General features: G+C 38.3%; 20 protein-coding genes and 1 pseudogene. 7 read left to right on the forward strand and 14 right to left on the reverse strand.

Annotated elements, in window-relative coordinates; all coding sequences use genetic code 11:
- Positions 1 to 135: 135 nt before the first annotated feature.
- Both AC2IP4_RS17100 and AC2IP4_RS17105 read left to right on the forward strand, forming a co-directional pair.
- Positions 136 to 510 (forward strand): YybH family protein, encoded by a 375-nt coding sequence (locus AC2IP4_RS17100; protein ID WP_375319965.1) that lies wholly within the window; start codon positions 136 to 138, stop codon positions 508 to 510.
- Between the two features lie 82 nt (positions 511 to 592).
- Positions 593 to 1,468 (forward strand): DMT family transporter, encoded by an 876-nt coding sequence (locus tag AC2IP4_RS17105; protein ID WP_486311180.1) that lies wholly within the window; start codon positions 593 to 595, stop codon positions 1,466 to 1,468.
- Between the two features lie 69 nt (positions 1,469 to 1,537).
- On the opposite strand, the gene AC2IP4_RS17110 is transcribed toward AC2IP4_RS17105, so the two are convergent.
- From AC2IP4_RS17110 to AC2IP4_RS17120, 3 genes and pseudogenes are all read right to left on the reverse strand, one after another.
- Positions 1,538 to 2,059, reverse strand: a complete 522-nt coding sequence (locus AC2IP4_RS17110) for a MerR family transcriptional regulator (protein WP_375319963.1) — start codon at positions 2,057 to 2,059, stop codon at positions 1,538 to 1,540.
- A gap of 222 nt (positions 2,060 to 2,281) precedes the next feature.
- Complete coding sequence (locus AC2IP4_RS17115) at positions 2,282 to 3,628, reverse strand: magnesium transporter (RefSeq protein WP_105055660.1); 1,347 nt, start codon at positions 3,626 to 3,628, stop codon at positions 2,282 to 2,284.
- 293 nt (positions 3,629 to 3,921) lie between these two features.
- Positions 3,922 to 4,673 (reverse strand): annotated as a pseudogene (locus AC2IP4_RS17120) (IS3 family transposase); the annotation flags it as partial.
- A gap of 127 nt (positions 4,674 to 4,800) precedes the next feature.
- On the opposite strand from AC2IP4_RS17120, the gene AC2IP4_RS17125 reads away from it, so the two are divergent.
- Positions 4,801 to 5,082 (forward strand): hypothetical protein, encoded by a 282-nt coding sequence (locus tag AC2IP4_RS17125; RefSeq protein WP_375319962.1) that lies wholly within the window; start codon positions 4,801 to 4,803, stop codon positions 5,080 to 5,082.
- A 146-nt stretch (positions 5,083 to 5,228) separates the two neighbouring features.
- Here AC2IP4_RS17125 and hdfR read toward each other — a convergent pair whose 3' ends face one another.
- Entirely contained in the window at positions 5,229 to 6,089 is an 861-nt protein-coding gene (gene hdfR, locus AC2IP4_RS17130; RefSeq protein ID WP_375319961.1) for an HTH-type transcriptional regulator HdfR, read from the reverse strand.
- A 70-nt stretch (positions 6,090 to 6,159) separates the two neighbouring features.
- Between hdfR and AC2IP4_RS17135 the strand changes: the two genes are divergently transcribed.
- A complete protein-coding gene (locus AC2IP4_RS17135) occupies positions 6,160 to 6,558 on the forward strand; it encodes a MaoP family protein (RefSeq protein WP_486307824.1) in 399 nt (132 codons plus the stop codon).
- Between the two features lie 73 nt (positions 6,559 to 6,631).
- Here the strand turns inward: AC2IP4_RS17135 and tesA are convergent, their stop codons facing one another.
- Positions 6,632 to 7,249 (reverse strand): multifunctional acyl-CoA thioesterase I/protease I/lysophospholipase L1, encoded by a 618-nt coding sequence (gene tesA, locus AC2IP4_RS17140; RefSeq protein WP_375319959.1) that lies wholly within the window; start codon positions 7,247 to 7,249, stop codon positions 6,632 to 6,634.
- A 140-nt stretch (positions 7,250 to 7,389) separates the two neighbouring features.
- Between tesA and AC2IP4_RS17145 the strand changes: the two genes are divergently transcribed.
- The 3 genes from AC2IP4_RS17145 to AC2IP4_RS17155 all read left to right on the forward strand — a co-directional run bounded on the left by AC2IP4_RS17145 (position 7,390) and on the right by AC2IP4_RS17155 (position 11,071).
- Positions 7,390 to 8,073: an ABC transporter ATP-binding protein gene (locus AC2IP4_RS17145; protein WP_375319958.1), complete on the forward strand. Its 684-nt coding sequence runs from the start codon at positions 7,390 to 7,392 to the stop codon at positions 8,071 to 8,073.
- Positions 8,070 to 10,529, forward strand: a complete 2,460-nt coding sequence (locus AC2IP4_RS17150) for an ABC transporter permease (protein ID WP_486311181.1) — start codon at positions 8,070 to 8,072, stop codon at positions 10,527 to 10,529. The genes AC2IP4_RS17145 and AC2IP4_RS17150 overlap by 4 nt, the downstream gene beginning before the upstream one ends.
- Before the next feature lie 107 nt (positions 10,530 to 10,636).
- A complete protein-coding gene (locus AC2IP4_RS17155) occupies positions 10,637 to 11,071 on the forward strand; it encodes a cytochrome b562 (RefSeq protein WP_375319956.1) in 435 nt (144 codons plus the stop codon).
- A gap of 54 nt (positions 11,072 to 11,125) precedes the next feature.
- Here AC2IP4_RS17155 and AC2IP4_RS17160 read toward each other — a convergent pair whose 3' ends face one another.
- From AC2IP4_RS17160 to AC2IP4_RS17200, 9 genes are all read right to left on the reverse strand, one after another.
- A complete protein-coding gene (locus AC2IP4_RS17160) occupies positions 11,126 to 11,353 on the reverse strand; it encodes a glutaredoxin family protein (RefSeq protein ID WP_045104395.1) in 228 nt (75 codons plus the stop codon).
- Between the two features lie 42 nt (positions 11,354 to 11,395).
- Entirely contained in the window at positions 11,396 to 11,944 is a 549-nt protein-coding gene (locus tag AC2IP4_RS17165; protein ID WP_375319955.1) for a DUF1415 domain-containing protein, read from the reverse strand.
- 164 nt (positions 11,945 to 12,108) lie between these two features.
- Positions 12,109 to 14,001 (reverse strand): bifunctional diguanylate cyclase/phosphodiesterase, encoded by a 1,893-nt coding sequence (locus tag AC2IP4_RS17170; RefSeq protein WP_375319954.1) that lies wholly within the window; start codon positions 13,999 to 14,001, stop codon positions 12,109 to 12,111.
- A 146-nt stretch (positions 14,002 to 14,147) separates the two neighbouring features.
- A complete protein-coding gene (locus tag AC2IP4_RS17175; protein ID WP_375319953.1) occupies positions 14,148 to 14,792 on the reverse strand; it encodes a sugar transferase in 645 nt (214 codons plus the stop codon).
- A 15-nt stretch (positions 14,793 to 14,807) separates the two neighbouring features.
- Complete coding sequence (locus AC2IP4_RS17180; protein WP_375319952.1) at positions 14,808 to 15,992, reverse strand: glycosyltransferase family 2 protein; 1,185 nt, start codon at positions 15,990 to 15,992, stop codon at positions 14,808 to 14,810.
- Positions 15,989 to 17,077 carry a glycosyltransferase gene (locus tag AC2IP4_RS17185; RefSeq protein ID WP_375319951.1) on the reverse strand — a complete coding sequence of 363 codons (1,089 nt, stop codon included), beginning with the start codon at positions 17,075 to 17,077 and terminating at the stop codon, positions 15,989 to 15,991. The genes AC2IP4_RS17180 and AC2IP4_RS17185 overlap by 4 nt, the downstream gene beginning before the upstream one ends.
- Before the next feature lie 168 nt (positions 17,078 to 17,245).
- Positions 17,246 to 18,754 (reverse strand): GumC family protein, encoded by a 1,509-nt coding sequence (locus AC2IP4_RS17190; RefSeq protein ID WP_486311182.1) that lies wholly within the window; start codon positions 18,752 to 18,754, stop codon positions 17,246 to 17,248.
- Positions 18,751 to 19,902, reverse strand: coding sequence for a glycosyltransferase (locus AC2IP4_RS17195; protein WP_486311183.1), 1,152 nt, complete (start codon positions 19,900 to 19,902; stop codon positions 18,751 to 18,753). The genes AC2IP4_RS17190 and AC2IP4_RS17195 overlap by 4 nt, the downstream gene beginning before the upstream one ends.
- On the reverse strand, positions 19,892 to 20,647 hold the full coding sequence (locus AC2IP4_RS17200; protein WP_375319948.1) for an acyltransferase: 756 nt from the start codon (positions 20,645 to 20,647) through the stop codon (positions 19,892 to 19,894). Before AC2IP4_RS17200 ends, AC2IP4_RS17195 begins: the two co-directional genes overlap by 11 nt.
- Positions 20,648 to 20,776: the final 129 nt, after the last annotated feature.

Below are 20,776 nucleotides of genomic sequence, written 5' to 3' on the forward strand. Positions count from 1 at the left end.
TATCTCTACTTATTTGAATGGTATTATCTGACTTTATTGTTCTGTTATATTAAACAGTGTTTTCTTATTTGTCTGTTTTTCGCTGTTAATAATGCACGTATAGTTCATCTCATACAAACATTAGGAGAAACAATCATGACTCAAGAACAAATTTTAGCAGCATGCAAAACCGGTATTTCAGCATGGCAACAGGCTTTTAATTCTCAAGACGCTGCTGGTTGTGCTGCTCAATACGCAGAAGGCACGGTGATGGAAGCTCGCCCATTTGGAACGTTTACTGGCCGTGAAGAGATCCAAGCATTTTGGCAAAACATCATGGACCAAGGATTTGCTGATGTGGATTATACCGACGTTAAATGGGAAAAGATTGGCGATAATGGTTATTTGCTAACAGCGAGCTGGACGATGAATAAAGCGTTTGGCGTAGTACATAATGAGCATTGGACGATTCAAGAAGATGGTAAGGCTCGTTTAATTGCAGATGATTTTGAAGTGCAAGGCGAGCGCTAGAGGTCACTTTCTAAACGATGGGGTTGAGTAATTTGTTATTATAACTCACACTTAAAAATTCCCCCATCTTTTGGAGCCATGGATGATTAATATACTGAGCTTATTTACCTTAGCAGCTTTGTGGGGAGGGTCATTCTTATTTGTCAGGATTGCCGCAAATCCACTTGGCCCTGCAGTGTTAATTGAAGCTCGTGTTGCTTTTGCAGCAGTCACTTTACTTGTCGTTTCATTCTTTTTGAAAAAGTCTTTACGTTTTATGTCCAATATTAAGCATTTCCTTACTCTGGGGTTGTTTAATTCGGCTTTACCTTTCTTGCTATTCGCCTATTCAGCTCAAATATTAAACGTATCTACGTTAGCTATTCTTAATTCTACAGCGCCGATCTGGGGAGCGATTATTGGTGCGGTATGGACTCGAACTTGGCTAACTAAAGAGGTCGTGTTTGGTTTGGTTCTAGGTATTATTGGGGTTGGTGTTCTTGTCGGTTGGGAAGCTATTAATGTCGGTGATGAGGCGATAATTCCGATGATTGCAGCCTTGATGGGGACGTTTAGTTACGGTATTGCTACAAACTACGCCAAGAATGCCCCAAGTGTTGAACCTTTTAATAATGCGCACGGCAGTATGTGGGCTTCTGTAATCTTGGTGCTACCGTTGGTTCCTTTTATTCCAGTAAGAGAAACAATTAGCTCAGATATTATGTTGTCAGTATTTGCGCTTGGTGCAGTCTGTACTGGTCTTGCGTATTTATTGTATTTCCGATTAATTAAAGATCTTGGTGCGTCGTCCGCCCTTTCTGTGACCTTCCTTATTCCTGCGTTTGGTATTTTGTGGGGATATTTGTTTTTAGGTGAAACCGTTGGAATGAATGCGATTATCGGTACTATTTTAGTGGTAGCAGGAACCATGTTTGTGACGGGTTTTTCTTCCAAATTTATATCTAAAAAACGGGTCTGATGAGTTTCTTTCTTTATTAAAAAATAGACGCCTAGGGCCAGTTGCTTTAGGCGTCTTCGTTTTTATGTATTACGCTTTAGACCAAGCTCTGATATCAGTAATTTCTTTAGCATCAATACTTAATGATTCTAGAAACTCTTGGTGAGCATCAGGTTCCATTTTCTCGAATTGTTTGTGCCAATTTTGCATGTCTTGTTCGTTAAGACCTGCCGCTTTCATTATTTCGACCCAGCGTGCTTTAGTAACCATATTTTGCTCCAATAATGTAGGTTGTTTTAATAGCATGACTATTGCATTCTGTTGTTGCCGTAATCGTTGGATCTCACTTTCAAGTGCATTAAATTGATTACGCAAAATACTTTCTTGTGTCATATCGTCTTGATGATCAAGTAGCGGCATAATGTCTGTGATTGGTACGCCAAACGAACGATAAGCCATAATTGCGTCTAATCGCTTAGATTCTTTATCTCCATACCAACGATAGCCATTATCAGAACGATAAGCAGGGTAAAGTAACCCTGCTCGTTCATAATATAGGACCGTAGTACGGGAGATATTATGGTGTTTTGCCATTTGCGTTACAGTCAACATAGTGTGTTCTCTTGCTCATCAAGGTTAAATTATCAACCCTGCACTTGTAGACGGGTCAAGCATTAGGTTAGAAATAGTTATAATGCTTGTCAAAGCGAATTCGATTATTTCTAGATTTTCTTTTTGAAAGGTTTGATGCACTGAAAGCGGGTGAGTGAGTATCGAGGAATTAAGAGAGCAGCACTGAGCCATTGAGATTGACTCAGTGTTTTGGTATCAACATTACATCATTACTAAACTTGCTGTTCCTAAGAAAGCGAAGAAACCAACAACATCAGTCACTGTCGTTAAAATTACAGAACCAGCAAGTGCCGGATCTAATTTAAACTTATCTAATGTGATAGGAATAAGTACACCAAATAAGGCCGCGGTGATGATATTAACGATAATAGCTAGTGAAATGGTGGCACCTAACGCGAACGACTGGAACCAAGCACCAGCAAGACCACCGATGATTAATGACCATAGCAAACCGTTGATTGAGCCAATTCCTAATTCATTTTTTAATAACGCAAAGCGGTTACCCGGGGTAATTTGATTTAGCGCCATCGCACGAACCATCAAGGTTAATGTTTGGCTGCCAGCGATACCGCCCATAGAGGCCACGATTGGCATTAATACTGCCAGTGCAACGACTTGAGTGATTACATCTTCAAATAATCCGATCGTTACAGAAGCTAAGATAGCGGTAAGTAAATTAATACCAAGCCAAACCCCACGTTTTTTTGAACTCTTAATGATAGGAGAGAAAAGATCGTCGCCCTCATCCATACCAGTACCGGCCATTAAGCGAGTTTCGTAAATTTCACGCTGGGTATTAATCGCAAATTGCCAATCAAGTTGCCCAATTAAAACGTTATCGTCGTCGATAATCGCCACACTTGGTACCGCTGAGTGTTCAACGGCTTCAATACTTTCATTGAGAGGTTGATGTACATTCAGAACTAAGCAGTCTTCTAATTTTAACGTATTAATTTTAACTGAGTCATCCGCAGTTAAAATATCGGTGTATTGCACAATGCCGTGAAACTTATGAGCACGGTTTATTAAGTGCATGTATTGGTGAGACTCAAATAAGTTAGTTTTTAATAGTTTTTTCGCACGTCCAACACTGACATTGAAAGGCAAGGTTGCAATTTTACGGTCTGCCCAGTGACCAACCTCATCATCTTCATACTGCTTTGCATCATCATATAAATCCAATTCATCGCGGCTAATAAGCTGTAAAGCAAGGCTGAAGATTTCATCAGGTAGAGATTCTGCCCATTCGATTAACGATAAGTTATCCAGTTTGGCTAAGGTGAAGTTTAATTCAGCATCAGAGAGCTCTTCAAGGATAGCGACACGAGCGTCCGCACGCATTTCTGTTAAAACATCTATATGCATTTCTAGCGGCAAGCGTCGCCATAATTGCACACGTTGGTCGACAGGGAAAGCTTCTAAGATACGAGCAAATGAACCGTTATCTAGACCATTTTCAACGTATTCGCCGAGAAGCTTAAATTGATCTTCTTGTTCGACGTTAAAAAGCGTCTCAATTTGAAAGGATAGATCTTGATGTTCGTTCAATCTTTTACTCCATAAATCAATGATATTTTGAAATGCTAAGTGAGCCTTAGGAAATTGTTCTTTAAAGGAAAGATAACTTATCTACAAGCTAAAGAGAATAGGAAAGTGCATAGTGAGGTTATAAATGTTAACCGAGAAATTATTGTTAAATCATCATTGTTACCCTTTAAGAATTAATTATTATTAGGTATCAATTATTTCTCTTACTTATAGAATGCGCGATTGTTTTTTTGGGAATGTTTGTTATGCATAAGCGGTGTTTTTCAAGGTAGTTGTCATCATTTGCTTGCTTATTAAGCTACTTCTCTTTCTGGATTTAGGTGAACGTCACCAACAGGCGCACAGTTTCTGATATCACCTGGCCAGCGTTCAGGGTTTAGCTCTTTTGCAGCGAGTAGTACCTCCACTCGGCGCTTCAAGATCTCTTTATCTTTTCCATTGTGACGCTCTGAAGGCGTGACATAATTCAGCTTACTGTGCTTGTGCTCCGTGTTGTACCAGCGTACGAAGGCTTCAACCCAACTTCGACTACTGTCGATTGTTTCAAAGCCCTTTGTTGGCCAGCTTGGCATGTACTTTACCGTGCGGAACAATGACTCAACATACGGGTTATCATCACTGACTCTTGGGCGACTATACGATGAAGTAATACCTAACTCTTCCATTTTTGCTTTAAACGTCAACGACTTCATCGGCGCACCATTATCTGAGTGAAGAACCAGCGCTTGATTGAAGCACTGCTCTCGCATCAACGTTCGTTGTAGAAGTTGTGACGCCAGCTCAGCTCACCGCATTCATGCTCATACACTTCATAACCAACAATTTTTCGACTGTAGATGTCCTCAATGACATACAAGTAATAGTGTTGGCCTCGAACCTTTGAAGGTAAATAAGTGATATCCCACGTATAGACTTGGTTCGAGTCCGTCGCTGTGTAACTGGTTGGCTTCGCTTGCTTCTGTCTGCTCCGCTGACGACCTCGCTTGTGAAGTTGCCCCTGTGTACTCAGTACTCGATAGTAGCTCGATTCAGAGGCGATATAAACCTATTGGAGGATATTCTGCATCTTGGAATTATTTAAATTCAAGATGCCATTTTTATTAATATAGTAAATTTATATCATTAAAGACATAAATTTCACAAGGATGTTTTATCTTAACTATAGGTAGAATATGAACTTAATAAACAATGCGTCTTTAGATAAAAAAATATTTCAGCAATTACAAACAAACGGAATGACAATGAGTGAGGCCATTCAGCTTGTCATGTGTGAAATATATTATTTGAGTTACAAAGACAGAGATGTAATGAGGCGTGCAATTAGTTTTTTAGGGGAAGATAAAAAAGACACAATAGTCTTAAATATTCAAATGCATAAAAGAAATAATTATCTCAATGAATTACAAGGTAATAAAGTCGAGCATGAAAGAATTATTCATAATTTTTTATTTTAAAGTCAGGTTAGGATAGGCTTAAAAAATATAATAACGTATTGATTCTTCTATTATTATATTTTGTTTACTATAAAACAGAAACCGAGTAATCAATAATTTAACTGATTACTCGGCAGTTTTTTATTAAACTAGTGTTATTAATACATCTAAACGCTTTCTGTCACCATCCGAGGTTTTATGTCGGTAATTTGATTGATTAGCTCTGATTTGTCACTTTTTTCTTGCCACACTAAATACAGTGCTTGTTCCATGATAGGAGCATCTTCGACAACATAGAGCTCGTTGCTTTCAACATTCTGATTAATCACAGGTGCAGGTAAATAACCAACGCTTGGGTGAGTCATTAGATAATCTAACGCCATGCGAGAAGAGTGACTGTGCAAAATAGGCGTTCTTTGTAATTCACTGATCTTACTGTGCTGAATAGCAAAGCGAGCGCCCCAATCTAAATAAACCAAGGGTAATGTTTGAATACTACTCATGGTGCAGTTTTTGACTTGAGAAACGAGTTGCAATTGATAATCTCGAATTTTAAAAACACGGATCCCATCAATTTTTGGTGGTTCACTGGTAATAAAAAGATCGACACTTTTATCTAATAACGACTTCGCAAGATCTTGTCGAGGGATTGATTCTAACCGTAATGCTAATCCCGGAACCGTGTCGTAAATACCGTTTATCCAATCAGAGATACCATCAAACTCCCAAATTAATGCACTTGCCCCAATGGTGATTTGTGAATTGTATTCTTCTGTTAGGGCGACATCTTGTTTTGCTCGTCCCCATGTTTGCAAAATCGCTTCAGCATAAGGCAATAATCGTTCACCAGCCGCGGTAAGTTGCACATTGTGACGTTGACGAGTAAACAGCGGATTTCCTAATTGCGATTCTAATTGACGAACGCGGAAACTCACGGCCGATTGGGTGAGAAATAAATGCTCTGCAGCACGCCCAAAATGACGCGTTTTTGTAACTTCTAGGAAGGTTTTAAGCAGATCAGTATCCAATATCTTCATCTCTTTGATGGTGGTATTGCCAACAATAAAATATTTTAATTGAAAGCGCTAATATTTTTTGTTGTACAACGGCCTCACTCTGAATTACATATACCTTTTTTGTGGTCACGAAGAAGCATCAATGCGAACTCTTACTAAATTTTACGATGACAAAAACTTCAAAAGAGGTTTTAGTCGCAGTGGTTTTACAATCCGCGAAGCGTTGATTTTAGAAACCTACGGTCGAACAATGCAATCATTACTAAACGGTGTAATGGGCGCTGAATCAGAAGCAGAATTACGATTTGTTGAGCAAGTACAGCACCAGCCTGCTGAGATTTCAGAATTTGCACAATGTTGGTTGAAGTATCAAAACAAGATTAACTTTAAACCTAAGTACTATACGTTGTGTGGCACTCAACGTTCATCAGATGACAGTTCTGATGATCACAGTGATTCATCATCTGATGATCTTGATTAGGTGATCTACCTCTAATATTAAATAAAAAGCCGGATAGTGATTATCCGGCTTTTTTATTGAATCTATTTTTTACTTATTTTAAGTAAGGCGCCAACTCTTTTGCCATAAATTCTGCAATCCAAGGCTGGGCTTCTGATTTTGGGTGCAGCCCATCCTTCATCATCCACTCCGGTTTTATGACCACTTTTTCTAGGAAAAATGGCAGCAAAGGTATCTCATATTTTTCACTTAATTTTGGATAGAGTGAACCAAATGCTTGGCTGTAACGTTTTCCATAATTAGGCGGTACTTGAATTTGCATTAATAGAGGTTGAGCGTTAGCTGCTTTAATTTGAGTAAGCATCTTTTCTAAATGAACATTTATTTTTTGTGGTGGAAAACCACGTAAACCATCATTTGCACCTAATTCAATTAATACATAATTTGGTTTATGTTGAGATAGGAGTGCTGGAAGGCGATTTAAGCCATTCCCTGTAGTATTCCCTGAAATACTGCCGTTAACGACTTCTGTTGGTTTGTTTAGTTTGTTTAATTGAGCAGGTAATAGCGAAGGCCAACTTTGTTCTATTGGCATGTGATAACCGGCACTTAAACTATCACCAAGGATCAATAAGGTTTGGCTATAAGCATTTTTTATAATGAATAGTTGGCTACTTAATAAAACCAAAAAAAGAGTGAGAAATTTACGCATGTTCAACCTTATAAATAAGTAATATTAATAGAATACCAGAAACAAATAGTTAAAGTAGTGTAAAGGAAATTGCTGATTAACTGACACTTGCGTATACAATACGCGTAATAGCATAAAAATAATATCAAAAGGAAATGACCATGACAGCAGCCATAAAAGTGAGTTCAGTAGGGAAGTCTGTGATTTCAAACAATGCAGAACTTACCATTTTAAAAGACATCTCTTTTGAGGTTCAATCTGGTCAAAGTGTAGCGATTGTTGGTACCTCTGGTGCGGGTAAGTCGACATTAATGACTTTACTCGCGGGATTAGATATTCCTACTTCTGGTGACATTGAATTATTAGGACAAAGTCTTTCCCAATTAGATGATGAAGCTCGTGCTCAAATTCGCAGTGAATCCATTGGTTTTGTGTTTCAAAGCTTCTTACTTATCCCGTCATTAACAGCGCTTGAAAATGTTACTTTACCTGCGATTTTACGCGGTGAAGGAGAAGACATTCAGAAGGCAAAACAGTTGTTAGAGTCTGTTGGCCTATCGGGACGAGAAACGCATCTTCCTTCTCAACTCTCTGGTGGAGAGCAGCAACGTGTGGCATTAGCGCGAGCATTCATGACGCAACCTCGTATTTTGTTTGCAGATGAACCTACAGGTAACCTCGATCAATCTACCGCAGAACATATCATTGAACTTTTGTTTGAGATGAACCAAAAACACGGCACAACCTTGGTGCTTATCACTCATGACTCTAAGCTCGCACAACGATGTGAGCGCACACTTACCATTAATGCAGGGCAGATTAATGAAGAGGTAAAAACGGTATGAGTGAGCAATCTGTGAGGCCAAATATCTTAGGAGATAACAAATCTTCTGGGAACAAAATGATATTGCGTTGGAGTTGGCGCGAGATCTGGCAAGGTCAATTATGGCCTGTGATGGCAGCCTTAACCTTGATAGTGGCGTGTGTGGTGGCTTTATCTGCCTTGGCTATCCGGGTTGAAAAAGTAATGACAGACCAAGGCCGCTCTATGATGGCTGCGGATCTCGTGTTTCGCTCTGCTAATCCAACCCCCGAATTTATTCTGCAACAAGCGCATGAGAAAAATTTAGTTTTATCTTCTCAAGTGCGTTTTCAAACCATGGCATTCAGCGACACTGGAATGCAATTGGTGAGTGTGAAATCAGTCGAAAGTAATTACCCACTTCGCGGTGAGCTTTTATTAAATGGAGCGAATAATGAAATACACACTCATGTTCAACAAGGTGAAGTGTGGATTGCAGATCGCCTTTTATCGTTATTAGAGCTGAATATTGGTGATGTCATTGCTATTGGAGACGCTGAATTACCAATCAGTGGTGTGATTGAATCAGAACCCGAATTAGCATTTAACCCGTTTAGAACCATGCCAAGTGTATTTATTCATCAATCTGATTTAGATAAAACGGGTGCGATTCAACTGGGCAGCCGAGTTCAATATCGAACGCTATTTAAAGGTGATGACAATGCAATATCGTCACTGCAAAGTGAGTATGAATTGCAAGCAGGAGAGCGTTGGATAAGCGAAGAGACTCAAGGTCGAACTGCTGATTTAATGCAAAAAGCCAAACAGTATTTATCTCTGACTATTTTGATGGTGATATTAATGGCATCGGTTACCTTGGTATTAACGTGTCAACACTACGCAACTAGTCGGGCTAATACGGTTGCGATGCTAAAAAGCATGGGCGCAAGTAAGCAATGGTTGAAACGTTGGTTATTAAGCCAAGTGGGTTTGATGTTCTTTACTGGTGTGGTTGCAGGCTCTCTTATTGGTCTTGGGCTAGAGTTATTACTGCGTATCCCATTAGCCGATATTTTACCTGAGAATCTACCAAGTTATGGTTGGCAGCCGTTTGCGTTTGGCTCGGTCGTTGCGCTGTTTATTGGCTTGCCTGCATTGGGTATTCCTCTGTTACGTTTGCTTGATACACCTGCGATAGCGGTATTGCAATCTCAAATTACAGCCTCGTCTAAAAAGGGATTATGGCTTATTGCTGTACCTGTTGTGGCATTCTTATTGATGTATGGCACAAACAGCCTAGTGTGGATGGTATCTATTGGTTTAGTGGTGTTGTTTGTTCTACTTGCCGGTGTTAGTTATGGCTTAGTACACCTGTTTGGTCGCTTTAAATGGGGAGCGGCAATGACATTGGCGTTAAGCCGAATTAAACGCTCTCCAAAAAATAGCATGATGCAACTTGCGGCACTGTCTGGTTCATTAATGTTAGTTGCGGTGATTTGGTTAGTCAGAACCGATCTGTTGGGTGATTGGCAACAAACGCTTCCACCAGGTGCCCCAAATGTATTTGCGATGAATATTGCCCCTTATGAACAACAAGAGTATCTACAAAAATTAGATAATGAAAAGCTAGACCGTTCTGAAGGCTACCCGATTGTTCGTGGTCGTTTAACTGAGATTAATGGCGAAAGCACCAAAGAAAAGATGAAAGGAGAAGGGCAAGGATCTGAAGCATTACGTCGTGAAATTAACTTTACGTGGCGTGATGCGTTACCCATTCATAATGAAGTGACAGCGGGTGAATGGACTGCGTCGAATAGTGTTTCTGTAGAGCAAGACGTTGCCAATGATTTGGGCATTGAAATTGGAGATAAATTAAGCTTTTCTGTGAACAGTCAGTCTTTTTCTGCGGTGGTTAATTCAATTCGAATTGTTGATTGGCAGAGCATGAAACCGAACTTCTATTTTATCTTCACCCCAGATGTCATTGCCGATTTACCCGCAACATGGTTAGTGAGTTTTAAAGTAGATGACAATGAAAATACGTTATTGAATCAACTGGCTCGTGATTATCCAACCGTAAGCCTATTGGATTTTAGAACCATGGGTGGAAAAATCCAAGCGATGCTTGCTCAAATTACATGGTCGTTAAGTGTATTAGCTGGATTAGGTGTGGTGAGTGGTGTGTTATTAATATTCACTTTACTTCGTTTGAGCTTGTATCAACGTCAACGTGAAATTACCCTTTATCGAACGCTTGGGGCAAGTCGTCAGCGTATTAGTCAGACGTTATGGAGTGAATACGGGATCATGGCACTAGCCGCAGGCTTTGTTGCTGTAATGGGCGCAGAAGCAATCGTATTTAGTTTAGTGAAATGGGGTTTTAAACTTGAGCCAACATTGCACATAGGCATGTGGATTGTGTTGCCATTACTTGCCATGATGATTGTATTTATGAGCTTAGTCAGTGTTATAAAACAATTATTGAAGCCATTAAAGTAAGTCATATTGGTTAAATGCTCACAGTATTATGAATTGAAACACATTAATCCTGTGAGCCTAGCTAATGATAACTTACACTGCACGATTAGTTTATTTAAAGGATTGATATGAGAACTCTATTTTTAACGTTAGCTTTGACTTTCTCTGTTGGCGCTATGGCAAATACTGCAAATGAAGCGACAGATCTGAGCAATACGAAAACACTAATCAAAGCCCCTGTTGATACTAAGGCTGCGATGAAAGAAATGAGATTAGAGTTTAAATTAAGTGAACGAGCAGATTCTATTGAAGAAATGAGTCAATCAGTGATGAAGCTTGAGTCATTAATTGATTATCTAAAGCAAGAAACCTATAGCCCTGAAAAACAAGACATGTATCAAGAAGGTTTTAATAAATTATCGGTATCAGTAGATCTTATTAAATTGGATTTAGAAGCGGGTAATTTAGATAAAGCAAAAGAAACATTAGCGCAGATTGACGAGCTACGAGTTGAGTATCATAAAAAGCGTAACCCAAGTATCTGGAGTAAGATCTTTGGGTAGTAAAGCGATCTAGTGAGTAAAAAATGGAGCTAATCAGCTCCATTTTGTTTTTAATTAACTGTTATACATCTTATCAAAATTTTTCTGATTCCAGCCAACCATTACTTGATCACCAATTTTAAGAACAGGGATAGAACGAGCGCCCATGGCTTGTAATTCCTTGCGTCCTCTTTGCATTTTTGCATTGGTTAATCTGTATGCAATTTTTTTAGAATCAAGGTAGCGCTGAGCATCTTTACAGTGTGGGCATTTGTCAGCGACATATAAAACGACTCGTTTCATTAAGAGCTCTCCAAGTAAATCTAATTATACAGTTAGCGTAGTTTATACAAACAAGTAAGGGAATAACTTACGACGCTCTTCAGGGCTTAATGCTTCAACACGAGCGATATTGGTATCAGGGATCGCTTCTGGATTTGGATAGTGTTTCAGTACTTTTGCCATACTTTCTTCGCGAATAAGGTGAAGAACAGGGTAAGGGGAGCGATTTGTTAAATTCTCATCGTCTTCAGGTTCAGCACCACCAAAGCAATAATTTGGATGGAAAGTCGCAATCTGGAATGTACCCTCCCATTCTTGCTGCTTAATAAGAGCATCTACCCAATCTAAGAAGAAGTTATAATCAATGAAATCTTGCAGCATGTTTGGAATAGCAACCAATGTTGTTTCTAACTCTTCTGCTGTTTTAGAATCTAAGTTCATTAATTCTTGCAGTACATCTTCAAGCAGAATCTCTTCTGTTGTTGCTTCTGATACAAAAATTTTGATTTGTTTATTGCGGTTAGGCTTAGCGGCAAATGGACAAAGATTAAGGCCGATTACCACATCGTCTAACCATTGTTGAACTTCTTGCTCTATTTTTTGAATATTCATGCTGACTTCATTTTTATGTACAATATTTTTGGCAAGAATAACAGATTATCATTGAGTTTAGAAACTACCTGCCCACAGAATCAAATTTTGAAATTGCACTCAATTCTTATTGTGTTAATAGTTTTGGGTAATAACCATTCTTAATAAACCCTCTACTATTCTATCTAGATAAATTGAAAATAGGGGCTTCCAATTGAAGATTGGTTAAATAATCCTTCTTCAAGTTTGTCTGAGGTAATCGGCTTTGAATAGAGGTAGCCTTGAATAATATCAACGCCTTCACGACTAACAAAAAGTTCTTGATTCATGTTCTCAACGCCTTCAGCTACGACTTTTAATTGCAGTTTCTTAGCGATATTAATCATGGCACAAACGATGTTCTGGTCGGCAGAATTATGCTCGATATTTTCAATAAAGCTTTTGTCTATTTTTAACGTATCGAATGGGTATTTTTTTAAATATTGGAAAGAAGCATAACCAGTACCAAAATCATCAAGGGCAATAGATATCCCCATTTGATGTAGTTGAGTTAAGGTCTCAATGGCGAGCACTTCATCTGCAATTAACCCACTTTCAGTCACTTCTAGTTCTAAATTTTTAGCTGGGAGATTATAGAGTTCTAACAGTTGTTGAATATGTTGAACAAAATATGGGTCTTTTAATTGCACGGCAGAGATATTAACGGCAGTAACAAAGTTTGGGGAATGTAACACCCATTCGGACGTTTGTTGAACAGCACTTCTAAGAGCAAAGTTACCTAGCTCATATATGAGGCCATTTCGTTCAGCTAATTGAATTAATACATCATTAGAGATCGCTCCTAGATGAGGATGATCCCAGCGTAGTAGTGCCTCGCAACCTAACCAACGCTTTGTGTATGGACATACTTTTGGTTGATAGCTTAAAAATAGATCATTATTACGTACGGCTTCTAATAAATAGCCTTCGATTCTATGCTCAGAGAGTGTTGACTTTATAGGTAGAGAGCGATCAGAAATAGTAAATGTTTTACCTAAATTTTGACATTCGATCACGGTGTTATAAGCACATTGCAATAATTCAATGCGAGATGCTCCGTCTTTAGAATGCACAGCACCAATATAGCTTTGTAGATGTATGGTCTTACTATTATTTGAGAAACTTGCTTGTCCAATTTCAGAAAGATGCCGGCAGAGTTGAGGAAGTTTTTCTTTATCTGCATGGACAATTAATAAAATATCGGAGGAGTCCAAACGACCCGTTACAGAGGTATCAGTTATTTTGGTCAATTTAGAGCGATATTGAGTCAATAGAAGATCGAACACTGAATGCCCGTGTTCTTGCTGTATTTTTCTGCTATTTGCAAAGTGGACATGCAATAAAACAAATTGATGGCTCGTGTTTATCAATTTATCCATATGACGATAGAGTGCGATAGGATTTAAGAATCCTGTGCCAATATCATGATTTTTATGGTATTCAACTTTCTGCTCTGCGGCTCTACGGCAGTCAATTTCATTGGCTAATTTGGTATTTATTTCATGTATGTGATTATTATTTTTTGCGATTTCTAGTTGTAGTCTTTGATGGTTCTTTAATAACTCCGAATGCTGAAATAGAGTGCTAAGCTGCGCTTCAATCGACTGTTGGTATGTTTTTAATAATTGCTGGTAGATTGGGTTGAATGTACTTTCTTTATCATCAAGAAGACAAACAGTGCCAAAGGGAGTGTTGTCTGGCCAAAATAAAGGCAAACCACAATATGCAATCATATTAAGAGAGGCATCAGGGCTGTCTTTCCATTTTGGGTCTTTTAATGCATTTGGAACGATGAGTTGATGACGGTGCTTAACGACGTGTTCGCAATACAAATTTTGGTTTAAAGGTTCTTTATTCCCCTTTGTATAGGGATTTCTATTGGAAGTACTGGATGAGAATACTTCCATATTTTCTTCATTAATACGCATAACCAGAGCAGCTGGCACCTTCGCAATATCGGTAAGAACATTTAGCATGTTCTGCCAATCTTGTTGTATTTTTTCAGGAATGATAATCGAAGACGTTAGTGACTTCTGCATTTTAAGACACCCAGTAACCAGCAAAAATTTACATATATTGTCATATTAGCAGGTAAATATACCTAGTATTCGTCTCAATTGTAATACTGTGATGTCTTACTATTTATAAAATAAGCAGTTATCTCTGTGGATGTTAGAAATATTGATTATTGCCCTCGAGCAAAAATCATTACTTTGATTGTCATCAATAAAATAGAGATGTCTGACTTTAACCAACTTGATATTGATCTTAATGATAGCGCATAGCTATGATCAAACCCTACTTTTGAGCGAACATCATCAATACAGGTATCATAACCTTGATTGATTTGAGCAAGTCCAGTGATCCCAGGTAACACGCCATAAGTACGTTCGCTGAAGTAGGGGATCTCGTGTTCTAGCTTATTGTAAAAGGTTGGTCTTTCAGGTCTTGGACCAACCAAAGACATATCTCCTTTCAGCACATTAAAAAACTGAGGTAGTTCATCTAAGCGGGTTTTTCGTAAAAAACGACCAACGAGAGTGATACGGTTATCTCCTTTGGTTGCTAGTGTTGCCCCTGTTGCTACTTCTGCATCTTGTATCATGCTTCTAAACTTAATCATTTCAAAAACATGCACTTGTTCTGGTAGTGCTTTTCCAACCCGTAGTTGGCGATAGAATATGGGGCCTTTTGAATTGAGCTTAATCGCTAATGCGATAAAAGGAAAAAGAGGTAAAGTGAGCAATAAACCAATAAGTGATAAGCAAATGTCGAAAGTACGTTTAGCTCTAATGATTGGCTGATTAATGGTGTAATAAGAATCCATCATAATATCCTTCCTTAATTATTTATGTACTCGATGCCAAAAAGAGGTTGGTTTATTAAATAGGTAATTAAGTCCACCTAGTAAGTTTGCGGTGTGCCCTGTAACCAAGTAGGTTAACGTTTGGCAATATTTATTTGAGAATAAGGTGGGGAAAAGAAACCCCATTAATCCAATGCTATAACCTAAGGTTTGCCCGATAAATGCGGCTAAGAAAATTGGATTTGATAGAAGGAAAATAGAACCGATATAAGCGAAAATCATGAAATAAGGCATGGTTAATCTTAACCCTTTTCCTGAGAAAAAAGTAAACGCAGTGCCTTTGTATTTAGGATTTAGCAGTGGAAATAAGCGCAGTAATTGCTGCAGGTTACCTGCCGATATTCTTAGACGTCGGGTGAAATCTTCATCTTGCATTACGTGTTCTAATTCTAGAGCTTTAATGCTTGGTTCATAAATGGCTTGATATCCTTGCTCTACTATTTTCATTGGTAAGATAAAGTCATCATTAATGGCGTCTTTATCTAATGAGATAAATAATTCTTGTCTGAATAAATAGAAAGCACCATGCGAGCCTAAGCTAGAGCCTAGAGTTGATTCTTGTTGTTTGATTTTAGTTTGGTATTCCCAGTATTTTTTCTCTCCCTCTGAGCTAGGATCAAGCAGATGATAAGTTGGATTTACGACGCCTACATTTGGATTTTCAAAGTGTTTTGCTGCGATAAGTAAGGCATCGTATGAAAGTAGAGCTGATACGTCACTAAGGGCAATGATATCGCTGTTGTATTGAGGTATTAACTGATTAAGTAGTGCTACTTTTCCTTGGTTGTGCCCAAAGTCATGCACTTCAATGTGCACATCAGAGCATACGGCTTCTTGAATGGTGTTATAAGCAATTTCAAGTGTCTTATCTGTACATCCATCACAGGCAATAATGATTGATAGCTTGTTTGAGGGGTAATCAAGACAAGATAGATTACGAATTTTATCCGCTATCCATTCTTGTTCATTATAGGCTGGAATAATCATGGTGATTGTAGGTAAGGTGCGATCAAGTTTTGATTGATGAAAACCTCTTAGTGTGACATCTACGCTGTGTTGTGGGTGCCGTGCTGAAAACCAACGTAAAAACAGTGGATACAGTACATGATGGTAAACCACTGCAAAAATACTAAGGGAGGTAAGGGTAATAAGGGCAGTATTCATATAGATACTCCTGAAAAATATAGGTTCTCATAGGCACTTGCCATGGATTTAGCATTGTTATTATTTAAGATAAATGTTCTTGGATTATCTTGTATTTGTTGATTTGTTAGTTCTTCTATTGCTGTGGCTAGTGATAATGGAAGGTTGTTATTTACTAATTTACTTGATATTGGGCACAAGGTTTCAGAAACGCCTCCAACATTGTGGGCAACACAAGGTATTCCACAAGACTGAGCTTCTAAGGTTGAAAGTGGGAAGCCTTCGTTATTTGATGGGAGGCAGAAAACATCAAGAGATTGATAAAAAGCAGGCATATGCTCAACGTGACCAAGAAAATGGATTCTATCTTCTAATTTATATTGACGAGTTAAATGCTGTAAGTACTTCTTTTGAGTTCCCGAACCAGCTAATAGTAAGTGGTAATCATCTTTTAAAAAGGTCATGGCCTCTATTAAATTTGGATGCCCTTTTACGGCTTCTAAGCGAGCAGCATTACCAATAACTTTTGCGTTTTCAGGTAAATTGAGACCTAATTTTTTTCTTGCTTGGTGCTTGTTTCCTGCGGTAAATTTGCAAGGATCGATACCATTTTTTATGGTGTGGATTGGGTATTCTTGAAAAATATTTTCTAATGTGTTTTTTACAAAATTAGCGTCAGCGACTAGTTTTGGTTTAGATAAGGAAAGAGCCAGTTTTTGTAAATAGAAATGTTTTTTTGTATTTAAATGCCAAGCATCATGCTCTGTATGAACATGGTTTACTTTACGATTAAACATGACTGCGAAACCTGAATAAAGCAAAGGACCAATGTGGTGAGAGTGAACTACATCAATCTTATATTGTTTAAAAATGGTCAGTAATTGATTAATGACGGACAATGAGAATCCAGGGTTTTTATTTAAAAAGATAAGCTGGTGTTGGTATTCTTTTAATCTAGGCCAACCTTTGAGTGCACTATCTAAAGTACCGTCTAAGCTTACTACCATGATTTGGTGTTTCGGATCCGTAAACGCCAACATATCTAGAACCATGGCTTCTAGCCCACCAGGTGCAAGATGTTGAACGACGTGAAGAATAGTTTTCATGGTTGGCTCCTCATAATAATTTTTATGTTTTATTCTTAAATTATCTTTTTGCACTAGTAAGTAATAGATAGCAGGGTTTATGCCAATTTTTATATTGTTTACAATCAATGGTTTATGTTTGTTTTTATTGGTTTTCTCAAAATGAGAATGAAATTAAAACGGCAGTAATTAAGTATGCTGATCAAATAATTGATGTGTTGAGTATGTGTTATTTGTTCTTCTTTGGTTAGTGCGATTTTTCTCAAAATGAGGCATTTTTTGTACAGGAATACGGCTCAATATTGGTGCAGAACTTAACGCCGATATTTCATCTTTTCTTCGTATGGTCGTATCGCACAATTCAGCAATGATGGCTAATCCAATACCTAGCCCAATACCTCCGAATAAACCAGCGATGACAAATAAAATATTAGGTAAGTTCGATGGGCTATTTGGTGTATAAGGCCTATCAATGATTTTCACTCGTTTATCCTGTTCAAAAACGCCGAGGGAACTGGTTAATTTAGCCATCTCAAATCGCTCAACGAGATCTGTGTACAGCTGACGTTTTAATGCTAAATCTCGTTGTAATTGGAACAACTCTTTTTCATTTTTACCAAAATTAGCGGCTTGTACTTCAAGGTCTTTTATCATACTTTCTAGTACGTTAGTTTCCTCTGTTAACGCATCTACTTTACTGGTGGCTTTTTGTAGTTCTTCAAGTTGAGAAAGAAGGATTGGAGGTGCTTTTGCTAAATCTTCTACACTATTACTGCTCGCGATATCCCATAGCTGCTCACTGCTCAGACTTGGCTGTGTTTGAGATAATAAACGGTTTCGCTCTTCTTCTAATCGATTTAGGTTTCTTAATTTCCCTTGAACTTTACTGTGTTGTGGGGTGTATTTGGCTTGAAGTAAGGTAAGCTCCCCACGAATTCGAATGATTTGTTCTTCTATTTTACCAATCACAGGGTTGGTTTTTGATAATTGTAAATCAATAGAACCTAAACGTTTTTGGGCTCCAGCAAGTTCAGCTTGACGTTCATATAAGCGCTGTTTTAGTTTGGTTAGTCGATCTAAACTAGTGATTTGCATCTCGGGTAAAATCGTATTTTCTCTGCTTTTAAATTGAGCTAATTTTTCTTCTGCTATATCTAATGCTTCGCGACGAAAAGAGATGTTTTCTGCTAAGAATTGACTCGAGTCTTTCATTGATGAACGTTCTGGTGCGAGTAATTGCTCAGTAAAATGTCGGCTGACAGCTTCAAGTGTGTCTTTCATTCCTTCTTGTTTTGTCGAACTGTAGTCAAGACGAATAAGATCTTTACCTGCCATAGTGACAGATAAATTATTAGATAAGTGAGCTACGGCGTTATCAATGGCTTGAGGAGACATTGAGTTATGTATATACCCTCTTTCTTCAGCAACCAAACCTAAAATATGGCGACTGTGCAATAATGTTTGTAATGAACTTAAGCGCTCTTTCAGCATGGTTGAAACCGCTAAATCTTCAAGAAATGGATTCATTTTGGCGGTTTCTTGAATCAACATACTGGTATGTGATTCGTAATATTTAGGAGCTAATTTCCCAATTGTGAACCCTATTATTGGCATTAATAATATAGGAATCGCAATCAGGTAACGTCGACGCCACGCTGACTCTAAAATAATGAAAATACGTTGGCTTAATGTGATCATAATGCCTCCAACCAAGAATCAAGTTGTTTTGCTTTAGCTTGCCATGTATGTGCTTTAATCAGCCTTGTTTGTTGTTGCATTTGTTTATGACGTTCTAATTTGTTGGGATTAAACCAATTTTGTTGAATTGTATTTAAACTGGAGTTGAATTCATTGACTGAATTTACAGTGTGAATCGCTGATTTATAAGGGACTAATGCCGGAAAATCTGTACTAATAATTGGGGTCCCTGTTGCTAAATATTCAAGCAGTTTTAGTGGATTACAGGCTCTTATTTGTTCATTCTTTATAAAGGGTAATAAGCTCACTTGCCAGTGTTGGCTATAGCGTGGTAATTGATGATGTGGTTTTGGGCCTAATACATGAACATTTTCTCGTTTAACAAAAGGGTTATAAGGCAATTCGTTTTGGCCAATAAAGATGAAGTGCCAATCAGGGTTAACCTCAATAACGTGATTAAGTAAGTCATAATCAAGCCATTTTGATAAACTACCATAAAATCCGGCGATAGGACGTCCATCATTAGGTAAGTCTTTTGCCCTATAAACAGGTTGATTAAATAGAATAAAATCAACACCATGAGGTAAAAATTTTACTTTGTTTTTAGGGAATTTTTCACACAAGACAGGGCTTGCAGCCAAAATAATGTCTGATTTTTTTATCAATCTTTTTTCATGCGCAAGTACAACATCGTGATCAACGCCGGCTAAAGCACCAAAATCATCACCGCAATAATATATGATTTTTGATTCCCCTAAACTGCCACAAACATCTGCCACTGTGGGTAATGAAGTCCATAAGATTGGATTTTTTAATTCCGCTTTTTTTATCAATGGCTTCAATTGTTTGACGATTAATAGCTTTGCAACCCAACGGGCAAATACTCCCTTTGGGGCTGGAATCGTTTTTAAATTAACTACTTGAAAGGGAGAGTGGTTAGCTGTTGATTTTGTTTCCTTTTCAGCTTTAGGCTGTGTTAGCTTCTTCCAAGCGCGTTTAATATCATGCAATGACCAGTTTGGCTGGCGTAATCCAATAGAGTTCACCCAGATTATCTTTCTAGTAAGGGAGAGTTGTTTAATTAAATGTTGGGTGCTAGAGGGTAAGCCTCCCCAATCTTCGCCAAAAACAATCAGATCATGCTTCATGACGGCTCTCCTCTTTGATGGTTTCAGCGCTTGTTATATCCAGTTGTTTGATCACTTTTGCAGGATTGCCAGCAGCTAAGACAAATGGAGGTAAGCTTTTGGTAACGACACTGCCTGAGGCGACAATAGTGCCTTCCCCTACGGTTACATTGCCGATAATGCTTACGCGAGATCCAAGCCAAACATCTTTTTCTAAAACAATGTCACCGACTTGACTATTTAAATCTGCTTTACCTAGTGCGCGATCGATTGGGTCAATTGGATGTCCTGGATAACCGCACAAAAAACCTTGTCCAGCAATGCGAACGTTGTCGCTAATAACGACTTTACTGCCGACTGCAATTGTTGTTTGCCAACAGATATCAACATTATTTCCAACGGTTAGTGTGGGGTTGTCTGAAGTAGTTCGTCCACTAAAGGTTGTTTGACCTGATATTCGGCAGTCATCACCAATGCTCATGGTTAATGGACCGCTAAAAAAAGGCAGTCCTCCATATAATAAGGTTCTTTTCCCATACGAGCTTAAACGTCCTTTAAATGCTGGCACGTAGAAAACGAGATGAGTGAAAGCTTGCCATTGAGTCGTAATAGCTCGATGTAATCCATAAAAGATCTGATTCAGAAGGCGAGGTGTTGGTAATTCGAAATAACGAATCGATTTAGCCATTTGAAATAAGCTAGAAGCTAACGGACTGTCGCCTTCTTTTAACCATTGTTTTAAGCGATAAACGGATAAGGTACTCATAGTGGCATTCCTTTTTTGATAATGCATACAATGAATACTTCACGGATTGTGCCAGTTATTTTTTATTTATTTATCAATAATTTGAAGGTGTTGTGTTTTTTGCTTTGGCGAGTTTCTCATTTTGAGAAT

This window comes from Aliivibrio thorii, from assembly GCF_057368585.1.

Bases quoted from the DNA above. Each gene is read 5' to 3' on its own strand.
- AC2IP4_RS17195 (WP_486311183.1), bottom strand. From the start codon at position 19,902: ATGAAGCATGATCTGATTGTTTTTGGCGAAGATTGGGGAGGCTTACCC.
- AC2IP4_RS17185 (WP_375319951.1), bottom strand. From the start codon at position 17,077: ATGAAAACTATTCTTCACGTCGTTCAACATCTTGCACCTGGTGGGCTA.
- AC2IP4_RS17125 (WP_375319962.1), top strand. From the start codon at position 4,801: ATGAACTTAATAAACAATGCGTCTTTAGATAAAAAAATATTTCAGCAA.
- tesA (WP_375319959.1), bottom strand. From the start codon at position 7,249: ATGCGTAAATTTCTCACTCTTTTTTTGGTTTTATTAAGTAGCCAACTA.
- AC2IP4_RS17155 (WP_375319956.1), top strand. From the start codon at position 10,637: ATGAGAACTCTATTTTTAACGTTAGCTTTGACTTTCTCTGTTGGCGCT.
- AC2IP4_RS17165 (WP_375319955.1), bottom strand. From the start codon at position 11,944: ATGAATATTCAAAAAATAGAGCAAGAAGTTCAACAATGGTTAGACGAT.
- AC2IP4_RS17110 (WP_375319963.1), bottom strand. From the start codon at position 2,059: ATGTTGACTGTAACGCAAATGGCAAAACACCATAATATCTCCCGTACT.
- AC2IP4_RS17175 (WP_375319953.1), bottom strand. From the start codon at position 14,792: ATGATGGATTCTTATTACACCATTAATCAGCCAATCATTAGAGCTAAA.
- AC2IP4_RS17145 (WP_375319958.1), top strand. From the start codon at position 7,390: ATGACAGCAGCCATAAAAGTGAGTTCAGTAGGGAAGTCTGTGATTTCA.
- AC2IP4_RS17105 (WP_486311180.1), top strand. From the start codon at position 593: ATGATTAATATACTGAGCTTATTTACCTTAGCAGCTTTGTGGGGAGGG.
- AC2IP4_RS17200 (WP_375319948.1), bottom strand. From the start codon at position 20,647: ATGAGTACCTTATCCGTTTATCGCTTAAAACAATGGTTAAAAGAAGGC.
- AC2IP4_RS17190 (WP_486311182.1), bottom strand. From the start codon at position 18,754: ATGATCACATTAAGCCAACGTATTTTCATTATTTTAGAGTCAGCGTGG.
- AC2IP4_RS17160 (WP_045104395.1), bottom strand. From the start codon at position 11,353: ATGAAACGAGTCGTTTTATATGTCGCTGACAAATGCCCACACTGTAAA.
- AC2IP4_RS17170 (WP_375319954.1), bottom strand. From the start codon at position 14,001: ATGCAGAAGTCACTAACGTCTTCGATTATCATTCCTGAAAAAATACAA.
- AC2IP4_RS17180 (WP_375319952.1), bottom strand. From the start codon at position 15,992: ATGAATACTGCCCTTATTACCCTTACCTCCCTTAGTATTTTTGCAGTG.
- AC2IP4_RS17150 (WP_486311181.1), top strand. From the start codon at position 8,070: ATGAGTGAGCAATCTGTGAGGCCAAATATCTTAGGAGATAACAAATCT.
- AC2IP4_RS17100 (WP_375319965.1), top strand. From the start codon at position 136: ATGACTCAAGAACAAATTTTAGCAGCATGCAAAACCGGTATTTCAGCA.